Origin of the sequence: Streptomyces sudanensis (assembly GCF_023614315.1) — a bacterium.
Taxonomy (GTDB): Bacteria; Actinomycetota; Actinomycetes; order Streptomycetales; family Streptomycetaceae; genus Streptomyces; species Streptomyces sudanensis.
This window is the reverse complement of record NZ_CP095474.1, coordinates 3,381,617-3,387,412: the sequence shown is the minus strand read 5'-3', so window position 1 is coordinate 3,387,412 and position 5,796 is coordinate 3,381,617. Positions and strand designations below refer to the sequence as shown.

The 5,796-nt window shown below is 77.3% G+C and carries 3 protein-coding genes and 1 pseudogene; 2 read left to right on the top strand and 2 right to left on the bottom strand.

Annotated features, from left to right (window positions below):
• Positions 1-71 precede the first annotated feature (71 nt).
• The coding region (locus MW084_RS15805) for a sigma-70 RNA polymerase sigma factor region 4 domain-containing protein (RefSeq protein WP_275563645.1) at positions 72-1,518 on the bottom strand (1,447 nt) is incomplete at its 3' end.
• 400 nt (positions 1,519-1,918) lie between these two features.
• Here MW084_RS15805 and radA point away from each other — a divergent pair.
• Positions 1,919-3,292, top strand: a pseudogene (radA, locus tag MW084_RS15800) (DNA repair protein RadA); the annotation flags it as partial.
• A gap of 162 nt (positions 3,293-3,454) precedes the next feature.
• Positions 3,455-4,576, top strand: a complete 1,122-nt coding sequence (gene disA, locus MW084_RS15795) for a DNA integrity scanning diadenylate cyclase DisA (protein WP_029553864.1) — start codon at positions 3,455-3,457, stop codon at positions 4,574-4,576.
• A 42-nt stretch (positions 4,577-4,618) separates the two neighbouring features.
• On the opposite strand, the gene MW084_RS15790 is transcribed toward disA, so the two are convergent.
• The gene (locus tag MW084_RS15790) at positions 4,619-5,485 is read right to left on the bottom strand and encodes a hypothetical protein (protein ID WP_078572105.1); all 867 of its coding nucleotides are present in this window, start codon (positions 5,483-5,485) and stop codon (positions 4,619-4,621) included.
• Between the last annotated feature and the right edge of the window lie 311 nt (positions 5,486-5,796).

Sequence of the window (5,796 nt, the reverse complement as noted above, 5' to 3'; positions counted from 1 at the left end):
GGGGGATGGGTGTTCTGGACAAGTGTGGTTTTTTTTTNNCNGACNNTNNNGNNCNGGCCCGNGGCCGNGNNCGGTGAGGGTGACGACCGCGTCGGACGGGGTGACGCGGATGCGGGCGCTCCACGGCCCGCGCGGTTCGCGGGCCCGGTCGGGGAAGACGCGCACCGTGACCGAGCGGCCGGGTCCCAGCGTGCCGGACGTGCGGTCGGCGAGGAGCCAGGGCGCGTCCGTCCGCAGGGACCAGCCGACGGGGCCGCCTGTGGACGCGGTGAGCGTCAGCAGGGTGGTGTCGCCGCGGGTGCGTGCCGCGACCGCGACGCGGCCGGCGCCCGGGCGGCTCGGGAGCGCCGACGGGGGGACCGGGCCGCCGGCCGGTTCGACCGGGACGTCCCGGCCCGGATGGGGCGCGCGGGCCCGGGTGCCGGGGCCGGCGGTGTTCGCGCGGGAGCCGCCGTCGCCCCGCGCGCCGACCGCGTCGGAGGTGCTGGAGGCCCGCTCGCCGCGGCCCCGGACGGCCTCCGCGTCGCCCCGGTACGCGGCCCACAGCGCGAAGGCGGGCGCCGCCACGACGGCGGCGACGACGGTGGTGGTCAGGACGCGGGCGCGCATCCGGTCGCGGCGCGCGGCGCGGCCCGCGGGGCCGAGGGGGAAGCCGTCCCGCCCGAAACGCGGGCCGGCGGGGCGTAAACGGGGGGCGTGCCGCATCGCGGCGCACGCCGTCGGCCGGGGCGCCGGCACGAGCGGGAGCCTGGCGGGGGTGGCCGTGGAGCCCGGCCAGGGACCCGCCGCCTCGACGCGCTCGGCGGTGCGGCGGCACACCGGGCAGTCGTCGACGTGCCGGACCAGGTCCCGGCGCAGCTCCGCGGAGAGCGGTACGGGGCGGCCGCCGGTGAGCCGGGTGACGGCGGGGCAGGCGCCGGTCCCGGCGACGGCGAGGGCGGCGCGGGTGCGCTCCACCTCGCACGCGGCGGCGGACAGCAGTTCGCGGGCGGCCCGCGGGGCCGTGCCGAGGACGGCGGCGACCTGGTCCGCGTCCAGCCGGTGCCGTACCGCGAGCTCCAGGGCCTCGCGCTGCTCCGGGGTGGTGCCGGCCGCCTCCGGCCAGGCGAGGAGGTCGAGGCCGCCGCGGCGCCGCCCGGCGGCCTCCCGGGAGGCGCGGGAGGGCCCCTCGGAGGCGGGGCGCCGGGGGTGCGCGCCGGACCGGGAGCGCCGCCGCCGGGCCGGTGCGCGCAGGCAGGCCCAGCGGGCGAGCGCGTACAGCCACGCCTTGCGGAGCGGCGGGTCGGCGGGGCAGCGCCCGTGCCGGCGCTCCGCGACGGCCAGGGCCTCGCCGAGGGCGGCGGTGGCCGCGTCGTGGTCGCGCAGCATGGAGAGGCAGTAGGTGAACAGGCCGTCGAGGTACGGCTCGTAGCGGATGGGCGGGCGCTGTGCGACCTCCCGCACGCCCCGGGGCGCACGGCGCCGCTCCCGGGGTGCCCCGGTGGTGTCCGTTGGGTGCTCCAACCTGCTGCTCGTCATCCGGCGACCGTAGACAGCCCCGGACGCGCCCCTCGTGGCGCTCCGGCACTTTTAAGCCTTACGGGTGAACGTGCGCCTCGGCGGGGCAGGCGGACCCGCCCGCCCGCGCCGAGGCGTCCGCCCTGCCCGCCCCGGCGGGCGCCCCGCCTCCCGGGAGGCCGCGGGCCCGCGCGGGGCGGCGGGGTCCGCTCGCGGCCCGGCACTCCTCCGGCGGAGGACTCCCGGGAGNGCGNGGGNCGGCCGGGCGGAGGGCGTGCCCGCGGTCCCGGCGGCCGGGTCCCGGCGGCCGGGCGGAGCGGTGCGGGAGCGGCCCGGCGGGACACCGGGCGGCGGCGGGGCCACGGCCGCCGGAGCCCGGGTGCCGGCACCGGTGTCAGTGGCGGCGGCTACGGTGTGTCGCATGGCTGCCCGTACGAAATCCGCCAAGGACCGGCCGTCCTACCGCTGCACCGAGTGCGGCTGGACGACCGCCAAGTGGCTCGGCCGCTGCCCCGAGTGCCAGGCGTGGGGGACGGTCGAGGAGTACGGCGGCGCGCCCGCCGTCCGGACGACGGCGGCCGGCCGGGTGTCGACGGCGGCGCTGCCGATCGGCCAGGTCGACGGGCGGCAGGCCACGGCCCGCGCGACCGGCGTGGACGAGCTGGACCGGGTGCTGGGCGGGGGGCTCGTGCCCGGCGCGGTCGTCCTGCTCGCGGGCGAGCCCGGCGTCGGCAAGTCGACGCTGCTGCTGGACGTCGCGGCGAAGGCGGCGAGCGCGGAGCACCCGACGCTGTACGTGACGGGCGAGGAGTCGGCGAGCCAGGTGCGGCTGCGGGCCGACCGGATCGGCGCGCTCCACGACCACCTGTACCTGGCGGCGGAGACGGACCTGTCGGCGGTGCTCGGCCACCTGGACGCGGTGAAGCCCTCGCTGCTGGTCCTGGACTCCGTCCAGACGGTCGCGTCCCCGGAGATCGACGGGGCGCCCGGCGGCATGGCGCAGGTGCGGGAGGTGGCCGGGGCGCTGATCCGGGCGTCCAAGGAGCGGGGCATGGCCACGCTGCTGGTCGGCCACGTCACGAAGGACGGCGCCATCGCGGGCCCCCGGCTGCTGGAGCACCTGGTGGACGTGGTGCTGCACTTCGAGGGCGACCGGCACGCGCGGCTGCGGCTCGTGCGGGGCGTGAAGAACCGGTACGGGGCGACCGACGAGGTGGGCTGCTTCGAGCTGCACGACGAGGGCATCACGGGTCTGGCCGACCCCAGCGGGCTGTTCCTGACGCGGCGCGCCGAGCCCGTGCCGGGCACGTGCCTGACGGTGACGCTGGAGGGGCGGCGGCCGCTGGTCGCGGAGGTGCAGGCGCTGACGGTCGACTCCCAGATCCCGTCGCCGCGGCGCACCACGTCGGGCCTGGAGACGTCCCGCGTGTCGATGATGCTGGCGGTGCTGGAGCAGCGGGGGCGGATCAGCGCGCTCGGCAAGCGCGACATCTACAGCGCGACGGTGGGCGGCGTCCGGCTGTCGGAGCCCGCGGCGGACCTGGCGATAGCGCTGGCGCTCGCGTCGGCGGCGTCCGACACGCCGCTGCCGAAGAACCTCGTGGCGATCGGCGAGGTGGGTCTCGCCGGGGAGGTGCGGCGGGTGACGGGCGTGCAGCGGCGGCTCGCGGAGGCGCACCGGCTGGGCTTCACGCACGCGCTGGTGCCGGGCGACCCGGGGAAGGTGCCCGCGGGGATGCGGGTGCGGGAGGTCGCGGACATGGGCGAGGCCCTCCAGGTCCTCCCCCGCACCCGCNNNCGCGGGCACCTTCGTCGGCAACNNNAGATGGGNNNCNGNNNGNCNGGCCCGNNCNGGGCCGGTCGGCGGGNCGGGGATCCGTCGGCGGAGCCACCGGCGCGGCGGGGGTCGCTAGACTTTGGGCTGGTCTCGCCCACCCGTACGAGCCGGAGGAGTGCAGTGGCAGCCAACGACCGGGCAACACCCGGAAAGTCGGGCGGAGGCTCCGGCAACGAAGCGCTGATGCGCGCGTCCCTCAGCGCGGTCGCCCCCGGCACGGCGCTGCGGGACGGACTGGAGCGCATCCTCCGCGGCAACACGGGCGGTCTGATCGTCCTCGGCATGGACAGGACCGTCGAGTCGATGTGCACCGGCGGTTTCGTGCTGGACGTCGAGTTCACCGCGACCCGCCTGCGCGAGCTGTGCAAGCTCGACGGCGCCCTCATCCTCGACAAGGACAGCACCAAGATCCTCCGCGCCGGCGTCCAGCTGGTCCCCGACGCCTCGATCCCGACCGAGGAGACCGGCACGCGGCACCGCACGGCGGACCGGGTGTCCAAGCAGTGCGGCTTCCCGGTGATCTCCGTGTCGCAGTCGATGCGCCTGATCGCCCTGTACGTGGACGGCGAGCGCCGCGTCCTGGAGGAGTCCGCCGCGATCCTCTCCCGCGCCAACCAGGCCCTCGCCACGCTGGAGCGGTACAAGCTGCGCCTCGACGAGGTGGCCGGGACGCTCTCCGCGCTGGAGATCGAGGACCTGGTGACGGTCCGGGACGTGACGGCGGTGGCGCAGCGCCTGGAGATGGTCCGCCGGATCGCCACCGAGATCGCGGAGTACGTCGTCGAGCTCGGTACGGACGGCCGCCTCCTCGCGCTCCAGCTGGACGAGCTGATCGCGGGCGTGGAGCCGGAACGGGAGCTGGTGGTGCGGGACTACGTGCCCGAGCCGACCGCGAAGCGGTCCCGTACGGTCGCGGAGGCGCTGACGGAGCTGGACGCGCTGTCCCACGCCGAGCTGCTGGAGCTGCCGACGGTGGCCCGCGCGCTCGGCTACAGCGGTTCGCCGGAGACGCTGGACTCGGCGGTGTCGCCGCGCGGCTACCGGCTGCTGGCGAAGGTGCCGCGCCTGCCGGGCGCGATCATCGAGCGGCTCGTGGAGCACTTCGGCGGGCTGCAGAAGCTGCTCGCGGCGAGCGTGGACGACCTGCAGGCCGTCGACGGCGTCGGCGAGGCGCGTGCCCGCAGCGTCCGGGAGGGCCTGTCGCGGCTCGCCGAGTCGTCGATCCTCGAACGGTACGTCTGACGCGAGGGGGCCTCGGCCCCCGCCGTCCGGCCGTCCGGTTCCTCAGTCCTTCGCCAGCGTGATCGCCGACCGCAGCACGCCCTTGACGCCCGGCACGGTGGCCTCCGCCAGGTAGGTGCCCGGTCCCGCGGCCTTCACGGGGGGCGTGGCGCAGCGGGGCGCGCTGTGACGGCGGTCCCACTCGATCGTGTGGGTGGCGGTGCCTCCGGCCGGTACGGCGACGTACACGCTGCCGGACCCCCTGGGGCAGTCCTTGGACGACCAGATCTCGTCCCCGCCCTCGTCGCTGATCGTCAGGACCGCGGTGGCCGGGCCCAGGTCGGTCTTGCACCCGGTCGCCGAGGTGTTCCGCGCGGTCAGCCGGAACTCCGGCTTCTCGTCGGGGGCGTACGAGACCTTCGTGCTGCGGAGCGTCAACTGCAGCGCGCTCGCCGGGCAGTTCGGCAGCGGCGAGTCGGCCGGGACCTGCTGGTCGGAGCCCGGTGCGCCGCCGTGGCCGCCCGTACCGGAGCCGGTGCCCGCGCCCGTACCCGCGCCCGGCCCCCCGCCGGTGGCGGAACCGCCCCCGCCGGCGCCGGGACCGGAACCGCCCGTGCCGGAGCCGCCCGTGCCGGAGCCGCCGATACCGGAACCGCCCGTGCCGGACGAGCCGCCGGAGCCGCCGGACTCGTCCCGGCCGCCGGGCTGTGTGCCGATGGCGGGACCCGAGGGCGAGGGGCCCGGCGTGATGGACGGGGCGGGCGAGCCGGCGTTGGCGCCGTCGCTGCCCCGCTCGGGTCCGTCGCCGCCGGAGCCGACGAACCACACGACCAGTGCGACGAGCAGCGCGACCACGGCCGCGACGACCGCCCTCCGCCGCCAGTAGATGGAGGAGGGAAGCGGCCCGACCGGATTGCGCAGAGATCCCACGGCGGAAACTGTACGAGAGATCGCGGCCGACTCCCGCTTCACTCGCCGCTCCCGCGCCAAGTTTTACCGATGATCACACCTGGACGGCCGGTTCGCGGGGACTCGCGGGCGTGTCTTCGGCGGATGACGCCGAACGAGTGGTTCCGAACGGCCGGGCGGACGGCGTCCGCGTCCGTGGGCGGGAGTTCCTGCCACCCCGTCACCGACCGCGCCCGCCGTCACCTCCCCGACCGGCCGCGCGCCCCGCCGGGCGGGNCGNCCCCACCCGTCGGGCACCCCGCCAGACGNCNCATNAANNTCGTANGGNNCNC